Here is a 20,087-nt window from a genome sequence, read left to right on the forward strand (position 1 = left end):
ATCTCCGTCAGTGGCGGAACCGGGGCCAGGGCCAACCTCCGGCAGAGGGTCGGGCCGCCTGGTACGGGGACAGGCGCGACCGGCCCCGCTGCGTCAGCCCAGCGCAGCCAGCGCGTCGCGCGCGGCCACCCATTCCTCGTTGGTCGGCTCCACGCCCACGCGCACGCGGCTGTCCTCGGCGGAAATGATCGGTGCATCCGCCGCATTGGCGCCTTGATCCAGCGCAATCCCGAGGAAGGCCAGGTCCCGGCACACGCGTTCGCGCACGAAGGCATTGTGCTCGCCGACGCCGGCGGTGAACACCAGCAGGTCCAGCCCGCCGAGCACCGCGGCCAGGGCGCCGGTCTCGCGCACGATGCGGCGCACGTACAGGTCCAGCGCCAGGCGCGCGCGTTCGCCGGTCTCGCCGGCCTCGTCCTCGTGGCGCACGATCACGCGCGGCTCGGGCGAGATGCCGGACACGCCCAGCAGGCCGGAGCGGTGGTAGAGCATCTGCCCCACCTGCTCCAGCGTCAGCTTCTCGATCTCCATCAGGTACAGCAGCGCGCCGGGGTCGAGCGCGCCGGTGCGCGTGCCCATCATCAGGCCGTCGAGCGCGGAGAAGCCCATGGTGGTGGCCACGCTTTGCAGGCCGTGCATCGCGCACAGGCTGGCGCCGCTGCCCAGGTGCGCGACCACCACCCGCTCCTTTGCGAGTTCGCCATGGCGCTCGGGCAGGGCGGTGGCCATGTACTCGTACGACAGCCCGTGGAAGCCGTAGCGGCGCAGGCCGCGCCGCCAGGCGTCGAAGGGCAGCGGCAGGATCTTCTCCACGTCCGGCAGGGTGTGGTGGAAGCCGGTGTCGAAGCAGGCCACCTGGGGGATGTCCGGGCGCTCGCGCAGCAGGATCTCGATCGCCTCCAGCGCGAACGGCTGGTGCAGAGGCGCCAGCGGGATGTAGCCCTCGAGGTCGGCCAGCACGGCGTCGTCCACGCGCGTGGGCGCGAAGTAGCGGCTGCCGCCATGGACCACGCGGTGCGCGATCGCGGCGAGCCTGCGCCCGCCCAGGCGCGCGACCACGCCCTGGCGGATGCGCTGCAGCGCCGCGCGGTAGGGACTGGCGGCGTCGAGCTCCACCGGCGCGGGTTCGATGCCCGTCTCGCCGTAGCTCGGCGTCGGCCCGCCGATGCCCTGCACCTTCCCGTTCCACGCCGGCTGGCGCGGGAGCGGCTGCTGGCCGGCGTCGAACAGCGCGAACTTGATGCTGGAGGAGCCGCAGTTGAGCACCAGCACCAGGTCGCCGCGGGTGGGATAGCGATCGGTGGGTTCGCTCATGCGGGGGACTCTCCGGGGATGGGCAGGGACAGGCGGCGGTTGCGCAGGCGCAGTGCGTTGCCCACCACCGAGGCGGAGCTGAAGCTCATCGCCACCGCCGCGATCATGGGCGAGAGCAGCAGTCCGGTGAAGGGATACAGCACGCCGGCGGCGACCGGCACGCCCAGGCCGTTGTACACCAGCGCGAACAGCAGGTTCTGGCGCATGTTGGCCACGGTGGCCTGCGACAGCGCGCGCGCGGTGGCGATGCCGCGCAGGTCGCCCTTGACCAGGGTGACCTGGGCGCTGTCCATGGCCACGTCGGTGCCGGTGCCCATGGCGATGCCCACGTCGGCCTTGGCCAGCGCCGGTGCATCGTTGATGCCGTCGCCGGCCATCGCCACCACGCGGCCTTCGCCCTGCAGGCGTTCGATGAGCGCCAGCTTGTCCTCGGGGCGCACCTCGCCGTGCACCTCGTCGATGCCCAGGCGCGCGGCGATGGCGTTGGCGGTGGTGAGGCCGTCGCCGGTGGCCATGACGATGCGCAGGTTTGAGCCGCGCAGCGCGGCCAGCGCATCGGGCGTGCTGGGCTTGAGCGGATCGGACACGGCCAGCAGCCCGGCCAGCGCGCCGTCCACCGCAAGATGCATGACGCTGGCGCCGCGGCCGCGCAGCTGTTCGGCGCGGTCCGCGAGCGGCGATGGATCCACGCCCTCCTCGCGCATGAGTGCGGTATTGCCCAGCGCCAGGCGGCGGCCCTCCACGCGGCCGCGCACGCCGATGCCGGTGCTGGATTCGAAATCGTCCACCGGCGCAAGCGCGATGCCGCGTTCGCGCGCGGCTTGCACGATGGCGTGCGCGAGCGGGTGTTCGCTGCCCTGGTCGAGGCTGGCGGCCAGGCGCAGCAGTTCGCTGTCGTCGAAGCCTTCGTGGCCCACGGCCTCGTCGAACGCGGGCCGGCCTTCGGTGAGGGTGCCGGTCTTGTCGACCACCAGGGTATCGACCTCGCGCAGGCGTTCGATCGCCGCGGCGTCGCGGAACAGCACGCCCAGGGTGGCGCCGCGACCGGTGGCCACCATCACCGACATCGGCGTGGCCAGGCCCAGCGCGCAGGGGCAGGCGATGATCAGTACCGCCACCGCGTTGACCAGGCCGTAGACCCAGCCCGGCTCCGGCCCCAGCAGGCCCCAGGCGAAGAAGGCGATCAGCGCCACCGCCACCACGCCGAGCACGAAGCGGCCGGCAACCACGTCGGCCAGGCGCTGCATCGGCGCCTTCGAGCGCTGCGCCTGCGCCACCATCTGCACGATCTGCGAGAGCAGGGTCGCCGAGCCCACGCGTTCGGCCCGCACCACCAGCGCGCCGCTGGTGTTGAGGGTGGCGCCGATCACGCGATCGCCCGGCGCCTTGCGCACCGGCAGCGGCTCGCCGGTGAGCATGGATTCGTCGACGCTGCTGCCGCCTTCGACCACCACCGCGTCCACCGGCACCTTCTCGCCGGGGCGCACGCGCAGGCGGTCGCCGACGTGCACGTGCTCGAGCGGGATGTCCTCATCGCCGCCGTCCTCGCGCAGGCGGCGCGCGGTCTTCGGCGCCAGGCCAAGCAGCGAGCGGATCGCCGCCGAGGTCTGCGCACGCGCCTTGAGTTCGAGCAGCTGGCCGAGCAGGGTGAGCGAGACGATCACCGCGGCGGCCTCGAAGTACACCGAGACGCGGCCCATCGAGGCGAAGGCGTCGGGGAACACGCCCGGCGCGACGGTGGCGACCACGCTGTAGAGGTACGCCGCGCCGGTGCCCAGCGCGATCAGGGTCCACATGTTGGGGCTGGCGTTGCGGATCGACTGCCAGCCGCGCACGAAGAACGGCGCGCCGGCCCACAGCACCACGGGGGTGGCGAGTACCAGCTCGACCCAGCTTTGCGTGGCCATGTCCATCAGCTGCAGCCGGTGGCCGAACATGCCCAGCACGAACACGACTGCAGTGAGCGGCAGGGTCCACCAGAAGCGGCGCGAGAAATCGCGCAGTTCGGGGCTGTCGCCTTCCTCCAGACTGGGGATCTCCGGCTCCAGCGCCATGCCGCACTTGGGGCAGGTGCCGGGATGGTCCTGACGGACTTCCGGATCCATGGGGCAGAAGTACATGGTGCCCGGCGGCAGTGGTTCGGCTGGTGCTGCGGGCGCTGCCTGGTGGTTGGCGCGGCAGGATGAGGCGGGCGCGCTGCCGTCGTAGCGGGTGGGATCGGCGGTGAACTTCTCCGCGCAGCGCGCGCAGCAGAAGCGCCAGGTGCGGCCGGCGTGTTCGACATGGTGGGGGGAATCGGGTTTGACCGTCATGCCGCAAACCGGATCCCGGTCTTCACTGGCGGGTGCCGGACTTCCGTCGTAGCGGGCGGGGTCGGCGGCAAACTTCTTCGCGCAGTGCGCGCTGCAGAAATGCCAGGTGCGGCCGGCGTGTTCGACGCGGTGCGGGGAATCGGGTTTGACCGTCATGCCGCAAACCGGGTCCCGGCCTTCACTGGCGGGGGCCGGACTTCCGTCGTAGCGGGCGGGGTCGGCGGCAAACTTCTTCGCGCAGTGCGCGCTGCAGAAATGCCAGGTGCGGCCGGCGTGTCCGACGCGGTGCGGGGAATCAGGTTTCACCGTCATGCCGCAGACCGGGTCGCGCTCCGCGGCGGTTCCGGGGGCGCTGCCATCGTAGCGGGCGGGATCGTCGCTGAACTTCTCCGCGCAATGGGCACTGCAGAAGTGCCAGGCACGGCCGCCATGTTCGACGCGGTGAGGGGAACCGGGCTTGACCGTCATGCCGCAGACGGGGTCGTGCAGCGTGTCGTGGTGATCATTCATGGCGTGCCCTCCCCCGCCAGCGCGTTGAGGATCGGGCAGGCTTCGGCGCGACCGTGGCCCGGGCAGGCGGCGACCAGGGCGCGCAGGCCGTCCCGCACCCGCTCGAGTTCGGCGATGCGCGCGTCGACCTCCGACTGCTTGCGCGCGGCCACGGCGCGGATGCTGGCCACGTCGCTGCGCTCGCCGAGACTGAGCAGCTCGGAGATGTCGTCCAGCGAGAAGCCCAACGCCTTGGCGCGGCGGATGAAGCGCAGGCGCTTGAGTTCAGCACCGCCGTAACGACGGTACCCCGAGGCCAGGCGCGCGGCAGGCGCCAGCAGGCCGCTGCGTTCGTAGTAGCGCACGGTGTCGATGGCAACGCCGGCGGACCGGGCCAGCTGGCCGATGCTCATGGTGGACATGGCGATCTCCGGGCGGGGACGACAGTCTGCAGTCTGGACCCTGGTCCAGAGTCAAGGCGACAAGGCCGGCGCGCTCCTTTCCTTGCTCGCGGGGGAAGGTGGGGGTAGGGGGCAGGATCCGATGCGGGGACGCTTGCTGTAGCGACCTGAGACGGCCCCCACCCCGACCCTCCCCCGCAACCGGGGGAGGGAGACGAAACCGAAGGAAGGTGAGGCAGCAGCGCGATCACGCGCGACTCGCCCCCAGCTCCTTCCCCCGCCTGCGGGGGAAGGTTGGGATGGGGGCAGGTTCCGACGCGAGGACGGCTGGCGCATTGACCTGGGACGGCCCCCACCCCGGCCCTCCCCCGCAAGCGGAGGAGGGAGCAAGGCGGCCAAAGCCTGCCGCTCAGGGCGGCGTTGTGCGATAGCGGTGCGCCAGCATCAGCGCGATGGCGCAGGAGGCGATGCGCGATTCGCGCGCGTCGGCGCGGCTGGTCAGCACCACCGGCACCTTGGCGCCCAGCACGATGCCCGCGCTGGCGGCGTCGCCCATGAACATCACCTGCTTGGCCAGCATGTTGCCGCTCTCCAGGTCCGGCACGACCAGGATGTCGGCCTGGCCGGCGACCTCGGACTCGATGCCCTTGGTGCGCGCGGCGGCGATCGACACCGCATTGTCGAAGGCCAGGGGACCGTCCAGCACGCCGCCTTCGATCTGGCCACGGTCGGCCATCTTGCACAGCGCCGCGGCGTCGAGCGTTGCGGGCATGGTCGGCGTCACCGTTTCCACCGCCGCCAGGATCGCCACCTTCGGCCGCTCCACGCCGATCACGTGCGCCAGCTCGATGGCGTTGCGGATGATGTCGGCCTTCTGCGCGAGGTCGGGCGCGAGGTTGATCGCGGCATCGGTGACGATGAACGGGCGCGGGTAATGCGGCGTCTGCAGCACGAAGCAGTGGCTGACGCGGCGCTTGGTGCGCAGGCCTGTGGCCGAGGCCACCACCGCGCCCATCAGTTCGTCGGTGTGCAGGCTGCCCTTCATCAACGCCTCCACGCCGCCCGCGCGCGCCAGTTCCACCGCGCGGGCGGCCGCGGCGTGGCTGTGCGGCACGTCCTCGATCGCGATGCCCTCGAGCGACACGCCGGCCTGGGCAGCCGCGGCTTCGATGCGCGGCCGCGGCCCGACCAGGACCGGCTCGATGAGCCCGGCATCGCGCGCGTCCAGCGCACCGGCCAAACTCAACGCGTCGCAGGGATGCACCACCGCCACGCGGATCGGCTCGAGCGATGCGACGTGGGCCAGCAGGCGGTCGAGGCCGTCGCCGGCGGCATCGAGGTGGATCCCGGGCAGCGCGGTGCGCGGGCGTTCGATGCGCTGGTCCGGCGCGACCACTTTCGCCTCGCCCTCGATCACCACCCGGCCGTCCTGGTTGGTGCAGCGGCAGTCGAGGGTGACGCGGCGGGTTTCGGGCTCCAGCGCGGCGACGACGACCTGGATGGTCAGGCGGTCGCCGATGCGCACAGGCGCCAGGAAGCGCAGCGTCTGGCCCAGGTAGATCGTGCCCGGCCCCGGCAGGCGCGTGCCGAGGACCGCCGAGATCAGCGTTCCGCCCCACATGCCGTGGGCGATGACGCCGTGGTAGCGGGTCGAGGCGGCGAAGTCGGGATCGACGTGGGCCGGATTCACGTCGCCCGACAGCAGCGCGAACAGCTGGATGTCCTGCTGCGTGAGGCCGCGCTCGATGGTGGCGGTGTCGCCGATCGCGAGTTCGTCGAACGTGCGGTTGCGCAGGATGCGCAGGTCATCGTCTGGGGTCATGCGGGGATCATGGGATGCGATGCCGGAGGGCGGCGTGGAGGCGGGGGCTGTCGCCGCTCCGTTGGCCATCGCCCCGACCCTCCCCCGCGGGCGGAGGGAGCAAGGCGCCAGACGGAGCGACGGGGCAACGCATCACCCGTGCACCACCAGCATGTCCGCGTGCACCGTGGTCAGGAACCGGCGCGCGACGCTGCCCACCAGCAGTTCGTGGATGGCGCCGCGCCCGTGCGTGCCCAGCACCACGAGGTCGGCGCCGACGCTGTCGACGTACTGCTGCGCCAGGCGCGCCGGGTCGCCGTGTTCGACCAGCAGCTCGACGTCGTCCAGGCCCGCCTCGCGCAGGAAGGCGCGGCCCTCCTCGCGCTGGGCGGCGCGCGCGTTGGCCAGCGCCTGGTCGCGGCTGGTATCGAGCAGGCCCAGCATCGGCACGCTGTAGCCGTGCAGCACCGTCAGCTTTGCCTCCGGGAACAGCAGGCGCGCCTGCTGCAGGGCGATCATGCAGGCCGGCGAGAAATCGCTGGCCAGCAGCAGCCGCCGGTATGGACGATGTACCCGCTCGTTGACCATCAGCAACCGGGTGCCGGGGCGGCGCAGCAGGCGGTCGATGGTCGATCCCAGCACCACCGGCGCCATCGCCCCGCCGCGCACCGGGCCGGTGACCACCAGCGGCGCATCCAGTACGTCGAGCAGGCCGGACACCTGTTCGCCGGCCACGCCCTCGCCCACGCTGATGTCCCAGGGATGGGAAGCGCCTTCGAACTCGCGCGCGAGCCGGTGCCGCGCCAGCTGCGCGTCGCTGGGTTCGGTATACCAGCCCGGCAGGTCGTGCCGCGGCACGTTGCGCTCGGTGCGTTCGACCCACTCCACCACGGTGGCGGCCACCGCGCGCACGCGCCAGGCGCCGGCCAGGGCGATGGCGCGGTCGGTGGCGCGGTCGCAGCGCGGCGACAGGTCGGTGGCGAGCAGCAGGCTGCGCGCGTGCGTGGTCCCGGTCATGCGGTCGCCTCCCCTTGCGTCGCTGCCGATCCTGCCACGGTCCGCAGCTCGGCGAACACGTCCAGGCGGCGCAGCAGCCATTTCTCCAGTTCCAGCACCACCAGCAGGGCCACGCCGGTGGCGACGATCGCCATGCCCTCCGGCAGCGGCAGCGGGCGGCTGTCGAACAGCGCGTGCATCCACGGCAGGTAGGTGAAGCCCAGCTGTGCCACCACCACCGCGCCCACTGCCCACAGCACGGCAGGCGTGCCGCGCAGGCCGCGCAGCGAGAACGAGGTGCCATGCAGGTAGCGCACCGCGAACAGGTAGAAGATCTCCAGCACGCAGAAGGTGTTGACCACCATGGTGCGCGCGGTTTCGATGTCGTGGCCGCGCGCCTGCGCCCAGCCGAACATGGCGAAGGCGGCCAGGCTGAACAGCACCGACACCAGCACGATGCGCCACAGCATGAAGGGCGAGACCAGCGGCGCATCGCGGCGCCGCGGCGGGCGCGACATGACCCCGCGCTCGGGCGGCTCGAACGCCAGCGACAGGCCCAGGCTCACGGTCAGCACCATGTTGATCCACAGGATCTGCGCGGGCGTCATCGGCAGCAGCCAGCCGAACAGCAGTGCGAGCAGCACCGCCAGCGCCTCGCCGCCATTGGTTGGCAGGGTCCAGGCGATGACCTTGCGGATGTTGTCGTGGATGGCGCGCCCCTCGTGGACCGCGGCGGCGATCGAGGCGAAATTGTCGTCGGCCAGCACCATCTGGCTGGCCTCCTTGGCCGCCTCGGTGCCCTTGTGGCCCATGGCGATGCCGATGTCGGCCTGCTTGAGCGAGGGCGCGTCGTTGACGCCGTCGCCGGTCATCGCCACGGTGTGCCCGCGCGACTGCAGCGCGCGCACGATGCGCAGCTTGTGCTCGGGCGTGGTGCGGGCGAACACGCTGGCCTGCAGCGCGAGCGCGGGCAGGTCCGCGTCCGGCACGCCGTCGAGCTCCTGGCCGGTGACCACGCGCACCTCGTCGGCCAGGCGCAGCTGCGCGGCGATGGCGGCGGCGGTGGCGGCGTGGTCGCCGGTGATCATCTTCACCGCGATACCGGCGCGGCGGCAGTCGGCCACGGCGCGGATCGCCTCCTCGCGCGGCGGGTCGATGAATCCGACGATGCCGGCGAACACCAGGCCTTGGATGTCGTCCAGTTCGAAGCGCGCGGGCACCTGGTCCAGGCGGCGGTAGGCGAAGCCCAGCACGCGCTGGCCGTCCGCGCCGGCGGCGTCGATCGCCGCGCGCCAGGCGGCCGTCCCGAGTGCCGTTCCGGCGCCGTCGGCACCGACCTGCGCCGTGCTCAGCGCCAGCACCTGCTCGGGCGCGCCCTTGACGCAGACCAGGGCGCCGGGGCCTTCCGCATCCGCATGCAGGGTCGCCATGAAGCGATGCGCCGCATCGAACGGCACTTCGTCCAGGCGCGGATGCGCGCTGCGCACGGCGGCCGCGTCGAAACCGGCCTTGCCCGCCAGCGCCAGCAGCGCGCCTTCCATCGGGTCGCCGTCCACGCGCCAGCCATCCTCGCCGGCGCGCAGCTGGGCGTCGTTGCACAGCAGCCCGATGCGCGCCACGCGCTGCGCGGCTGCGAGCGCGGTGTCGCCGCCGTCATGCGCACGCAGCCTGCCCTCGGGTGCGTAGCCGCTGCCGTCGGCTTCCACCCGCCCCGCGGCGGTCGCCACGCTGCGCGCGGTCATCTCGTTGCGGGTGAGGGTGCCGGTCTTGTCCGAACAGATCACCGTGGTGGCGCCCAGCGTCTCCACCGCGGGCAGGCGCCGCACGATGGCGTTGCGCGCGGCCATGCGTCGCACGCCCATGGCCAGGGTGATGGTGATCACCGCGGGCAGGCTCTCGGGCACCACGCCGACCGCCAGCGCCACCACCACCATCAGCGCGTCGAGCCAGGCGTAGTCGCGCACGACCACCGCGAACAGCAGCAGCGCCACGGCCGACACCAGCGCGAACGCGGTGAAGGCGCGGCCGAAGCGCGCGATCTGCCGCAGCAGCGGCGTGGTCAGCGTTTCGACCTGTCCGAGCAGGGTGCCGATGCGGCCGATGCGCGTGCACGGGCCCGTGGCCACCACCAGCGCGACCGCCTGCCCGGTCGCGACCAGGGTGCCGGAGTACAGCATCGATGCGCGACTGCCCAGTTCCGCCTCGACCGGCACCGCCTCGACCTGCTTGTCGGCGGGGACCGATTCGCCGGTCAGCACCGACTCGTCCACGCGCAGGCCGCGCGCGCGCAGCACCCGCGCATCGGCGGGCACGCGGTCGCCGGCCTCCAGCAGCAGCACGTCGCCCGGCACCAGCGTCTCCACCGCCACGGTGGCGCGATGGCCGGCGCGCAGCACCCGCGCCGAGGGCGCCAGCATCGAGCGCAGCGCCGACAGCGCCTGCTCGGCCCGGCCTTCCTGGACGACGCCGACCACCGCGTTGACCACGACCACCGCGGCGATGACCCCGGCGTCGACCAGATGGCCCAGCAGCGCCGACAGCACGGCGGCCGCGAGCAGGAACAGGATCAGCGGGTCGTTGAACTGGCGCAGCAGGCGGTGCCAGCCCGGCACCTGCCGGGGCGGCGGCAGCGCATTGGGGCCATGCGCGTGCAGGCGGCCTGCGGCTTCCTCCGGGTCCAGGCCTTGCTGGTCCGCGTGCAGCCGCGCCAGCGCCTGCCCGGGATCGAGCGCGTGCCAGGAATCGTCGGGCGGTGCGGCCTCCTCAACCGCCACGCGTGCCCGGGCCCTTGCCGCTTCCACCACCGGTCGCCATTCCGGCGAACGACTGCTCCAGTCCGGCGAGCAGCGCGCGCCACGCCTGGGCGGTGTCCTGCGCGGCGCTGCCGTCCAGGCCCGCGCTGGACCAGGCCTCGGCCATCTGCCGCTGCCATTCCTGCAGCGCGGTACCCAGTTCGCGCGCGAAGCGCTCCTGCGCCTGCAGCGCCACCTGCGCGAACGCCTGGCCGTCGCCCACGCGTTGCTCGGCCTGGCGCCAGAACGTCTCGATCGGCAGCGCCGCCAGCGCCTGCCAGTCGCCGGCCTGCAGCAGGCGGCGCGCCTCGGCGTCGAACTCGGCGGCGCCCTCGCCGGCCGCGCGCGTGCCTAGTTCCAGCCAGTCGCGTCCGCTGTCCTGCAGCAGCCGGCCCAGCCGCGTCTGCAGGTCGAAGTTGGCTTTCCACAGTGCCATCGGGAGATCGGAAGCCTTGCCCATGTCGTCACCTCGCTGGTGGATGTCGGTCGGGAGCGGAGCACGTCCGGAGCCGGGTGGCCCGTGGCGATGCTGGCGGCCGCGGGCGCGCCGCGCATTGACCCGGCTCAATCCGGCTGCTGCGCACCTGCATCATAGGCCGCCGGGTCGCGCCGGCGTGCAGGTTGTGGCGATCGCCGGGCGGGTGCTAGCGTCGCCGCGCATTCACGGAGCCCCCATGACCTGTCGACCCTTCGCGGCGCTGCTGCTGTCCGCCTGCCTGGCCTGCGCCGCCTGCCAGCGCGCGCCCGCCCCCGACACCGACACCGACGCCGCCGCCGCCGCCGCGCCGCCGTCCACGCCGAAGCCGGCCAACGAAACGCCGGCGGGCCAGCGCATCGAGGCCGACGTGGTGGCCCTGTCCGACGACGCCATGGAGGGCCGCGAGACCGGCACGCAGGGCTTCGATCGCGCCGCCGGGTACGTGGCGGGACGCTATGCGGAGATCGGACTGCTCCCGGCCGGCGACGACGGCGGCTGGTACCAGCGCGTGCCGCTGCTGCAGGCGACCGTGCTGGAGGACGGTGCGGCCTTCGAGATCCGGCGCGGCGGCGACGTCACCGCGCTGTCGTTGCGCGAGCAGTTCCTTCCCGGGGTGAACTTCAACGCCCCCGAGGCCGTGGTGGAAGCGCCGGCGGTGTTCGTCGGCCAGGCGGTGCACGCCCCGGAGCTGGGCCACGACGATCTCGCCGGGCTCGAGCTGGAGGGACGCATCGCGGTGGTGTTCGGCGGCGCGCCGGGCACCTTCGACAATACCCAGCGCGCATTCCACTCCTCGAATCGCGAGAAGCTGCGCAACCTGGTCGAGCGCGGCGCGGTCGGCGTGGTCTTCGTCAATACCGCCGACGACGAGGCGCGCTACCCGTGGGCGCGTGCGGTGCAGTCGATCGGCAAGCCGTCGATGCGCCTGCGTGGCGCCGACGGCAGCGCGATCGACGCCTTTCCGCAGCTGCGCGCCACCGCGACGGTGAGTGCGGCCGCGGCCGACGTGCTGTTCGACCAGAGCGGGCAGACCGCGGCAATGCTGTTCGAGCAGGCGCGCGAGGGCCGGCTGCAGGGCTTCGCGCTGCCGGGCACGATCCGCCTCGCCAGCCGCAGCCGGATCGAACCGATGGAGTCGCGCAACGTGGTGGGCCGCATCGCGGGTGCGGACCAGGCGCTGGCGGCCGAGCACGTCGTCTACAGCGCCCATCTCGACCATGTCGGCACCGGCGTGGAGGTCGATGGCGACGGCGTCTACAACGGCGCGCTCGACAACGCCCTGGGCGTGTCGATCATGCTCGAGGCGGCGCGCGAGCTGGCCGGGGCGCCCGCGCCCCGGCGATCGCTGCTGTTCGTGGCGCTGACCGGCGAGGAGAAGGGCCTGCTCGGCGCCGAATGGTTCGCCAACCACCCCTCGGTCGAGGGGCCGCTGGTGGCCAACATCAACATGGACATGCCGGTGATGACCGCGCCGACGACGGACGTGGTGCCGATCGGCGTGGCGCATTCCTCGCTCGATGCGGTGCTGCAAGCGGCGGCGGCCGAGATCGGCGTGACGCTGTCGCCCGATCCGTTCCCGGAGGAGGTGATCTTCGTGCGCAGCGACCAGTATGCGTTCGTGCGCGCGGGGATTCCGGCGGTCTACCTGATGGGCGGCGTGGTCGGCACGAACCCGGCGCAGGATCCGAAGCTGGCCTTCACCTGGTTCCTGCGCCACTGCTACCACCAGCCCTGCGACGACGTGTCCCTGCCGATCCATTACGGCGACGCCGCGCGCATGGCGCGCCTCAACGCGCGCATCGGCCAGCGGGTGGGCGACGATGCGCAGCGGCCGCGCTGGAACGAGGGCGATTTCTTCGGTGAGCGGTTCGGCCGGAGAGACTGAGCGGCGCTTCGCTCTCCTGCGCAAACACCTTCTCCGCAGGTAGGGAGTCGAATTCTCGATACGCCGGGAAAACGGCGACCCACCCGGCTTTGCTCTTCCCCGCTCGCGGGAGAAGGCCGCACATCGCCGCCTCGCTCGAGCCGGGCGAGAACCCCTTCCCCCGCTTGCGGGGGAAGGCCGGGATGGGGGCGCGCGCCAACGGCGCACGTTCGAAAAAGCGCCGCGACCTGCCGGCCCCCACCCCGACCCTCCCCCGCAAGCGGGGGAGGGAGTCGAATCCGCAAGGCGCCGGGGCAAACGGCGACCCACCCGGCATTGCCCCTTTCCTCGCGCGCGGGGGAAGGCCGCACATCGCCGCCTCGCTCGAGCCGGGCGAGGACCCCTTCCCCCGCTTGCGGGGGAAGGCCGGGATGGGGGCGCGCGCCAACGGCGCGCGTTCGAAAAGCGCCGCGACCTGCCGGCCCCCACCCCGACCCTCCCCCGCAAGCGGGGGAGGGAGTCGAATCTGCAAGGCGCCGGGGGAAACGGCGACCAACCTGGCATTGCCCCTTTCCCCGCGCGCGGAGGAAGACCGCACATCGCCACCTCACTCGAGCCGGGCGAAAACCCCTTCCCCCGCTTGCGGGGGGAGGGAGCCGAATCTGCAAGGCGCTGAGGGAAACGGTGCCCTTCCCGGCATTCGTCTCCTGCGCGCGGGGGAAGGCCGCACATCGCCGCCTCGCTCGAGCCGGGCGAGAACCCCTTCCCCCGCGAACGGGGGAGGGAGTCGATCATGCGGGGGCGGGAAGCTGCGGAACTACTATTCCAGCGTGTCCGCCGGCACCCGCACCATGCCTTCCATGAGCACGCGGGCGCTGCGGCTCATCACCGCGCGGGTCACGCACCACTGGCCGTCGACCTGCTGCACCGAGGCGCCCACCTGCAGCGTGCCGGAGGGGTGGCCGAAGCGCACCACGTCGCGCTGGCCGCCGCCGGCGGCGAGGTTGACCAGGGTGCCGGGCACGGCGGCGGCGGTCGCGATCGCCACCGAGGCCGTGCCCATCATCGCGTGGTGCAGCTTGCCCATCGACAGCGCGCGCACGTTGAGGTCGATGGCCTCCGCCGCGACCGCCTTGCCGCTGGACGACACGTAGCCCTTCGGCGGCGCGACGAAGGCGACCTTGGGCGTGTGCTGGCGGGTCAGCGCCTCTTCGGGCGACCGGATCAGCCCCATGCGCAGCGCGCCGGCGACGCGGATCGCCTCGAGCTTCGCCAGCGCGGCCTTGTCCTCGTTGATCGCAGGCTGCAGTTCGGTGCCATCGAAGCCGATGTCGGCCGCGTTGACGAACACCGTCGGAATGCCGGCCGTGATCATCGTCGCCCGCAGCTCGCCGACGCCGGGCACGTCGAGGGTATCGACGAGGTTGCCGGTGGGGAACATCGCGCCACCGCCGTCCCCTTCATCGGAAGGGTCGAGGAACTCCAGCACCACTTCGGCCGCGGGAAAGGTCACCCCATCGAGTTCGAAGTCGCCGGTCTCCTGCACCTGGCCATCGACGACGGGCACGTGCGCGAGGATGGTCTTGCCGATGTTGGCCTGCCAGATGCGCACGGTGCAGCGACCCTCGTGCGGGACGCGCGACGGATCGAGCATGCCCTGGGCGATGGCGAACGGTCCCACCGCCGAGGACAGGTTGCCGCAGTTGCCCGACCAGTCGACGAAGTCGCTGTCGATCGACACCTGCCCGTAGAGATAGTCCACGTCATGGCCTTCGCGCGTCGACGGCGAGACGATCACGCACTTGCTGGTGCTCGAGGTCGCCCCGCCCATGCCGTCGGTCTGCTTGCCGTAGGGATCGGGCGAACCGATCACACGCTGGAACAGGCGGTCGCGCGCGCGGCCGGGCGCGCGCGCGGCCTCGGGCAGGTCCGCCAGGCGGAAGAACACGCCCTTGGACGTGCCGCCGCGCATGTAGGTGGCGGGAATGCGGACCTGGCCGCCGCGCAGCTCCGGCGCGGATCCAGGCTCGCGCGCGGTCTTGCGCGCGACCTCGCCGCCACCGGTCTTCCAGCCATGGAAGCCGCCGGCGACATGGGCCACGCGCTGCAGGCCCATGTCCTGCAGCGCCGCGGCGGCCAGCGCCGAACGCCAGCCGGACTGGCAGTACAGGACGAAGCGGCGGTCCTGGCCGAACACCGGCTTGAAGTAGGGACTGTCGGGGTCGGCCCAGAACTCGAGCATCCCGCGCGGCGCGTGGAAGGCGCCCGGCACCATGCCCTCGCGCTCGAGTTCGCGCACGTCGCGGATATCGACGAACTGCACGTCGGGATCGGCGAGCAGCGCCTGCGCCTGGTCCACCGGGATCGTGTCGATGCGTGCGCTGGCCTCGTCGACCAGCTGCCTGATGCCCTTTTTCAATGCCATGGAATGTCCTGCAATCGCTGCCTGTCAGAAAACCTGTTGCGGCAAGCTGCGTCGAACAGCTCGCTCTGGGGAGGCGGCGCCAGCGGCTGTCGCGCCAGCGTCCGGTACCGGTAGGGATGGGTGGCGGCCACGACCAGTTCGACGGCGTCGACGCGCCACGCGATCGGCGAAGCCAGCGCGCGCGTGCCGTCCTGGACGAACGGCGGGGCGTAGCACAGGGTCACGTGCGGGGTATGGCCGGTGTGGCAGGCGATGCCTTCGGCCTGCAGCACCGCGCGCGTCTCGGCGAGCAGCCGCGCGAATCCGTCCGGGGTGCCCCGGGCGCGCAGTACCCAGCGGTCGCCCAGACCGACGCGGTTGAAGACCAGGTCGAACGCAGGCGCACGTATCCGCCCCAGCGCCCGCCGCAGCGCCTGCTCGTGCCGGGCGGGGCAGTCGGTCGAGAGCGACTGGTGGAGGTTGGCGGCAGGCCAGCGTTCGCCGCCTGTCTCCAGCCCGAGCGACGGCAGGACCGCATGCATGCGCTCCGCCGTGTCCGCGGGCGCTCGCGCCATCCGCATCAGGCTTCCGGCGTCCATCGATCAGCCCCCGTCCGGAATCTCGGGTTCGACCAGTTTCGCCAGCATCTCCAGCGAGTCGCGCCAGCCGAGGTGGCACATGTCGACCGGAATCGCGGCGGGAATTCCCGCCTGCACGATCTGCAGTTCTGTGCCGGCAATGCTCTTCTTCAGCGAAACGGTCACCTGCATCTCGCCGGGCAGGCCAGGGGCATCGAAGGTATCGGTGTGGCGGATACGCTCGTTCTCGACCAGTTCGACGAACGTCGCCGTGAACGCGTGGCTCGAACCGGTGCTGAAGTTGGTGAACGACATGCGGTAGCCGCCGCCCACGCCAGGCGTGAACGCGTGCATGGTGGCGGTGAAGCCGTAGGGCGGCAGCCAGCGCGTCAGCGCGGCCGGATCGACGAAGGCGCGATACACGCGCTCCGGCGGCGCGGCGAGGATGCGGTGCAGGCGAACGGTGCCCGGTTCGGCAGTCTGGCTCATGCTCATGTCCTCGTTGGGGTGGCAGTGCCGTCACGACGAACCGGCCACTCCGCTTTCGACATCGCTCTGCATTCTCCGCCATCCGCTGCCGCCAGGACGAGCGCAGCCCGCCCGGGACTTCGCGCCCCGCGGCGCTCCCCGGAGCAACGCTCCGGGCTGCGCCTCACGCCGCCTGGTTCTCCGCCAGGAAGTCCTGGGCGAAGCGCTGCAGCACGCCGCCGGCCTCGTAGATCGACACTTCCTCGTCCGAATCCAGGCGGCAGGTCACCGGCACCTCGACCACCTCGCCGTTGCGACGGCGGATCACCAGGGTGAGCGTCGCGCGCGGGGTGCGCGCACCGACCACGTCGAAGGTCTCGGTGCCGTCGATGGCGTAGGTGTGGCGCGTGTCGCCGCTGCGGAACTCAAGCGGCAGCACGCCCATGCCGATCAGGTTGGTGCGGTGGATGCGCTCGAAGCCTTCGGCCACGATCGCCTCTACGCCCGCCAGTCGTACGCCCTTGGCGGCCCAGTCGCGCGAGCTGCCCTGGCCGTAGTCGGCGCCGGCGATGATGATCAGCGGCTGCTTGCGATCCATGTAGGTCTCGATGGCCTCCCACATGCGCGTGACCTGGCCGTCCGGCTCGATCCGCGCCAGCGAACCCTGGCGCACGCTTCCATCTTCGTTGCGCACCATCTCGTTGAGCAGCTTGGGATTGGCGAAGGTGGCGCGCTGCGCGGTGAGGTGGTCGCCGCGGTGGGTGGCGTAGGAATTGAAGTCTTCTTCGGGCAGGCCCATCTTCGCCAGGTATTCGCCGGCGGCGCTGCTGGCGAGGATCGCGTTGGACGGCGAGAGGTGGTCGGTGGTGATGTTGTCGCCCAGGACCGCCAGCGGGCGCATGCCCTTGAGCGTGCGCTCGCCGGCCAGCGCGCCCTCCCAGTACGGCGGACGGCGGATGTAGGTCGACATCGGGCGCCAGTCGTACAGCGGGCTCACGGCCTCGCCCGATTCCACGCGCAGCTTGAACATCGGCCCGTACACGGCGCGGTACTGCTCGGGCTTGACGCTGGCCTTCACCACCGCGTCGATCTCCTCGTCGCTGGGCCAGAGGTCCTTGAGCGTGACCGGATTGCCCTCGGCATCCACGCCCAGCGGATCCTTCTCGATGTCGAAGCGCACCGTGCCGGCGATGGCATAGGCGATCACCAGCGGCGGCGAGGCCAGGAAGGCCTGCTTGGCGTAGGGGTGGATGCGGCCGTCGAAGTTGCGGTTGCCGCTGAGCACCGCGGTGGCGTAGAGGTCGCGCTCGATGATCTCCTGCTGGATCTTCGGGTCCAGCGCACCGCTCATGCCGTTGCAGGTGGTGCAGGCAAACGCCACGATGCCGAAGCCCAGCTGCTCCAGGTCCGGCAGCAGGCCCGACTCTTCCAGGTACAGCTGCACCGCCTTGGAGCCGGGCGCCAGCGAGGTCTTGACCCAGGGCTTGCGGGCCAGGCCCTTGGCCACCGCGTTGCGCGCCAGCAGGCCGGCCGCGATCACGTTGCGCGGGTTCGACGTATTCGTGCAGCTGGTGATCGCGGCGATGATCACCGCGCCGTCGGGCATCAGGCCCGCCGCTTCCTCGGCCTTGCCGGCGGCCAGCTTGGCTTCGTCGGCGATGCCGCGCTCGGCCAGCGCGCTGGTCGGCAGGCGCCGGTGCGGGTTGGACGGGCCGGCCATGTTGCGCACCACGCTCGACAGGTCGAAGTGCAGGGTGCGCTCGTACTGCGCGGTCGCGAGATCGCTCGCCCACAGGCCGGCGGTCTTCGCATAGGTCTCGACCAGGGCCACCTGTTCGTCGGTGCGGCCGGTCAGGCGCAGGTAGTCGAGGGTGTTGTCGTCGATGAAGAACATCGCCGCGGTGGCGCCGTATTCGGGCGCCATGTTGGAGATGGTGGCGCGGTCGCCCACGGTGAGCGCCGCCGCGCCTTCTCCGCGGAACTCCAGGTAGGCGCCCACCACCTTCTGCTGGCGCAGGAATTCGGTCAGCGCCAGCACCACGTCGGTGGCGGTGATGCCGGGTGCGGGCCTGCCGGCCAGCTCGACCCCGACGATCTCGGGCGTGCGCATCCACGAGGCGCGGCCCAGCATCACGTTCTCGGCTTCCAGCCCGCCCACGCCGATCGCGATCACGCCCAGCGCATCGACGTGCGGGGTATGCGAGTCGGTGCCGACGCAGGTATCCGGGAACGCGACGCCGTCCTGCACGTAGATCACCGGCGACATCTTCTCCAGGTTGATCTGGTGCATGATCCCGTTGCCCGGCGGGATCACGTCGACGTTCTTGAACGCCTGCCTGGTCCACTCGATGAAGTGGAAGCGGTCTTCGTTGCGGCGATCCTCGATCGCGCGGTTCTTCTCGAAGGCCTGCGGGTCGTAGCCGCCGCATTCCACCGCCAGCGAGTGGTCGACGATCAGCTGCACCGGCACCACCGGGTTCACCGCCGCCGGGTCGCCGCCCTGGTCGGCGATCGCATCGCGCAGGCCGGCCAGATCGACCAGCGCGGTCTGGCCGAGGATGTCGTGGCAGACCACGCGCGCCGGGAACCAGGGGAAATCCAGCGTGCGTTCGCGCCGCACCAGCTGGCCCAGGTAGTCATCGATGCGCGCCGGATCGGCGCGGCGCACGATGTTCTCGGCATGCACGCGCGCGGTGTAGGGCAGCGTGGCCCAGGCCCCGGGCTGCAGCGCCTCGACGGCTGCGCGCGCGTCGTACCAGTCGAGCTGGGTGCCGGGGAGGGGTTTGCGGTGCTGGCTGTTCATGGCTGGCGACTCGGAATGGGGACTAGGCCCCTTCCCCTGCGTGCGGGGAAGGTTGGGATGGGGGCGCGCGTCCGGGCAGCGGTGCGACGGCTGGCCCCCACCCCGGCCCTCCCCCGCGTGCGGGGGGGAGCGAAGCGGAGGATCAGGAGCGCTGGTCGATCGGCACGAAGGCCTGGTCTTCCGGACCGGTGTAGTTGGCGCTCGGTCGGATGATCTTGCCGTCGATGCGCTGCTCGATGATGTGCGCGCTCCAGCCCGAGGTGCGCGAGATCACGAACAGGGGGGTGAACATGTCGGTCGGCACGCCCATCACGTGGTAGCTGACCGCGCTGAACCAGTCGAGGTTGGGGAACATCTTCTTGATGTCCCACATCACCGTTTCCAGGCGCTCGGCGATGTCGTACATCTTCGTGCTGCCCGCTTCCTCGGACAGCTCCTTCGCCACCTGCTTGATCACCTTGTTGCGCGGATCGGACACGGTGTAGACCGGGTGGCCGAAGCCGATCACCACTTCCTTGCGCTCCACCCGCGCACGGATGTCCGCTTCCGCCTCGTCCGGGGTGTCGTAGCGCTTCTGGATCTCGAACGCCACCTCGTTGGCGCCACCATGCTTGGGGCCGCGCAGCGCACCGATGCCGCCGCAGATGGCCGAGTACATGTCCGAACCGGTGCCGGCGACGACGCGGCAGGTGAAGGTGGACGCGTTGAACTCGTGCTCGGCGTACAGGATCAGCGAGGTGTGCATCGCGCGCACCCAGCTCTCCTTCGGCTTCTGCCCGTGCAGCAGGTGCAGGAAGTGGCCGCCGATCGAATCGTCGTCGGTCTCCACCTCGATGCGCCTGCCGTTGTAGGCCCAGTGGTACCAGTACAGCAGCATCGAGCCCAGCGAGGCCATCAGCTTGTCGGCGATGTCGCGCGCGCCCGGGTGGTTGTGGTCCGCCGATTCGGGCTTGACGCAGCCGAGCACCGACACGCCGGTGCGCATCACGTCCATCGGATGGCTCGACGGCGGCAGCTGTTCCAGCGCCACCTTCACCGCCGCCGGCAGGCCGCGCAGCGCCTTGAGCTTCGTCTTGTACGCGGCCAGCTCGGCGCGGTTGGGCAGCTTGCCGTGGACCAGCAGGTGCGCGATTTCCTCGAACTCGGAGGTGGTCGCCAGGTCGAGGATGTCGTAGCCGCGGTAGGCCAGGTCGTTGCCGGTGCGGCCGACGGTGCACAGGGCGGTGTTACCCGCGGCGGTGCCGCTCAGGGCGACGGACTTCTTGGGTTTGAAACCGGTGGCGGCGGGGGTGGCTTCGCTCATGGGCGGATCTCCTGGACTGCGTCAGCTGGTTGCGGTGGCGGCGCCTGTGGCGCGCCTCGTGTCCGTGCGGCGACGGACCTTGCG

General features: G+C 71.6%; 13 protein-coding genes and 2 pseudogenes. 1 reads left to right on the forward strand and 14 read right to left on the reverse strand.

The genetic code is table 11. The annotated features are described in order from the left end of the window. Nucleotides 1–93: 93 nt before the first annotated feature. The 8 genes and pseudogenes from ACFQ2D_RS11820 to ACFQ2D_RS11855 form a co-directional block, all read right to left on the reverse strand. Nucleotides 94–1,314, reverse strand: coding sequence for an acetate/propionate family kinase (locus ACFQ2D_RS11820; RefSeq protein WP_280941172.1), 1,221 nt, complete (start codon nucleotides 1,312–1,314; stop codon nucleotides 94–96). Then, nucleotides 1,311–3,782 carry a heavy metal translocating P-type ATPase gene (locus tag ACFQ2D_RS11825; RefSeq protein WP_386795666.1) on the reverse strand — a complete coding sequence of 824 codons (2,472 nt, stop codon included), beginning with the start codon at nucleotides 3,780–3,782 and terminating at the stop codon, nucleotides 1,311–1,313. The genes ACFQ2D_RS11820 and ACFQ2D_RS11825 overlap by 4 nt, the downstream gene beginning before the upstream one ends. Nucleotides 3,783–3,842: 60 nt before the next feature. Then, nucleotides 3,843–4,136 (reverse strand): annotated as a pseudogene (locus tag ACFQ2D_RS11830) (YHS domain-containing protein); the annotation flags it as partial. Further along, nucleotides 4,133–4,528 (reverse strand): heavy metal-responsive transcriptional regulator, encoded by a 396-nt coding sequence (locus ACFQ2D_RS11835; RefSeq protein ID WP_280941646.1) that lies wholly within the window; start codon nucleotides 4,526–4,528, stop codon nucleotides 4,133–4,135. The gene ACFQ2D_RS11835 and the pseudogene ACFQ2D_RS11830, both read right to left, overlap by 4 nt. Before the next feature lie 397 nt (nucleotides 4,529–4,925). Next, the gene (locus ACFQ2D_RS11840) at nucleotides 4,926–6,338 is read right to left on the reverse strand and encodes a bifunctional enoyl-CoA hydratase/phosphate acetyltransferase (protein ID WP_280941620.1); all 1,413 of its coding nucleotides are present in this window, start codon (nucleotides 6,336–6,338) and stop codon (nucleotides 4,926–4,928) included. A gap of 132 nt (nucleotides 6,339–6,470) precedes the next feature. After that, nucleotides 6,471–7,334, reverse strand: coding sequence for a universal stress protein (locus ACFQ2D_RS11845; protein WP_280941621.1), 864 nt, complete (start codon nucleotides 7,332–7,334; stop codon nucleotides 6,471–6,473). After that, nucleotides 7,331–10,087, reverse strand: coding sequence for an HAD-IC family P-type ATPase (locus ACFQ2D_RS11850; protein WP_280941622.1), 2,757 nt, complete (start codon nucleotides 10,085–10,087; stop codon nucleotides 7,331–7,333). Before ACFQ2D_RS11850 ends, ACFQ2D_RS11845 begins: the two co-directional genes overlap by 4 nt. Beyond that, entirely contained in the window at nucleotides 10,077–10,541 is a 465-nt protein-coding gene (locus ACFQ2D_RS11855) for a phasin family protein (RefSeq protein WP_280941623.1), read from the reverse strand. Before ACFQ2D_RS11855 ends, ACFQ2D_RS11850 begins: the two co-directional genes overlap by 11 nt. A 238-nt stretch (nucleotides 10,542–10,779) precedes the next feature. On the opposite strand from ACFQ2D_RS11855, the gene ACFQ2D_RS11860 reads away from it, so the two are divergent. Beyond that, nucleotides 10,780–12,468, forward strand: coding sequence for a M28 family metallopeptidase (locus ACFQ2D_RS11860; RefSeq protein WP_280941624.1), 1,689 nt, complete (start codon nucleotides 10,780–10,782; stop codon nucleotides 12,466–12,468). A 799-nt stretch (nucleotides 12,469–13,267) separates the two neighbouring features. On the opposite strand, the gene prpF is transcribed toward ACFQ2D_RS11860, so the two are convergent. The 6 genes and pseudogenes from prpF to prpC form a co-directional block, all read right to left on the reverse strand. After that, nucleotides 13,268–14,455 carry a 2-methylaconitate cis-trans isomerase PrpF gene (prpF, locus tag ACFQ2D_RS11865; protein ID WP_342457119.1) on the reverse strand — a complete coding sequence of 396 codons (1,188 nt, stop codon included), beginning with the start codon at nucleotides 14,453–14,455 and terminating at the stop codon, nucleotides 13,268–13,270. Between the two features lie 69 nt (nucleotides 14,456–14,524). Beyond that, nucleotides 14,525–14,872, reverse strand: a pseudogene (locus ACFQ2D_RS11870) (rhodanese-like domain-containing protein); the annotation flags it as partial. Next, complete coding sequence (locus ACFQ2D_RS11875) at nucleotides 14,863–15,393, reverse strand: 2'-5' RNA ligase family protein (RefSeq protein ID WP_280941626.1); 531 nt, start codon at nucleotides 15,391–15,393, stop codon at nucleotides 14,863–14,865. The pseudogene ACFQ2D_RS11870 and the gene ACFQ2D_RS11875, both read right to left, overlap by 10 nt. Before the next feature lie 60 nt (nucleotides 15,394–15,453). Next, nucleotides 15,454–15,918, reverse strand: a complete 465-nt coding sequence (locus ACFQ2D_RS11880; RefSeq protein WP_280941627.1) for an SRPBCC family protein — start codon at nucleotides 15,916–15,918, stop codon at nucleotides 15,454–15,456. Between the two features lie 163 nt (nucleotides 15,919–16,081). Beyond that, the gene (acnD, locus tag ACFQ2D_RS11885) at nucleotides 16,082–18,700 is read right to left on the reverse strand and encodes a Fe/S-dependent 2-methylisocitrate dehydratase AcnD (RefSeq protein ID WP_280941628.1); all 2,619 of its coding nucleotides are present in this window, start codon (nucleotides 18,698–18,700) and stop codon (nucleotides 16,082–16,084) included. Nucleotides 18,701–18,842: 142 nt separating this feature from the next. Next, entirely contained in the window at nucleotides 18,843–20,003 is a 1,161-nt protein-coding gene (gene prpC / locus ACFQ2D_RS11890) for a bifunctional 2-methylcitrate synthase/citrate synthase (RefSeq protein ID WP_280941629.1), read from the reverse strand. Nucleotides 20,004–20,087: the final 84 nt, after the last annotated feature.

Source organism: Luteimonas composti (assembly GCF_042678665.1).
In the GTDB taxonomy this organism is placed as follows: Bacteria; Pseudomonadota; Gammaproteobacteria; order Xanthomonadales; family Xanthomonadaceae; genus Luteimonas; species Luteimonas composti.